The following is a 264-nucleotide window of genomic DNA, read 5'->3' as shown; positions in this document are numbered from 1 at the left end:
GTATAAAAAACACGTTGGTGGAATTTTTCCTGAACTTCCGGCGACAGGGTAAACATGATGTAGCAGACAATGGCCAGCGTTACAGAGATGGAAAGAGCAATATCGGCAAACTGTACATTGTATCCGTCCAGCGCTCTTCTCGTTTTCCCCGAAACCTGTGCATTGATAAGTTCTCCTCTCCTTTTACCGATTGCCAGTACTAAAGCCAGAACAAAAGTAAGTAAAATAGCCCATTGAGAAATAGTAATGCCCGTTATATACCCC

The 264-nt window shown here is 43.2% G+C and carries 1 protein-coding gene; it reads right to left on the bottom strand.

From position 1 onward, the window contains the following. Positions 1-264: hypothetical protein (locus ACPYOM_RS22730; protein WP_481347702.1), on the bottom strand; the 264-nt coding region annotated here is incomplete at both ends.

The organism is Monashia sp. HAY1-2A, from assembly GCF_056755315.1.
Note: the sequence above shows the minus strand (reverse complement) of the source record. Positions and strands in the feature narration are given on the sequence as shown.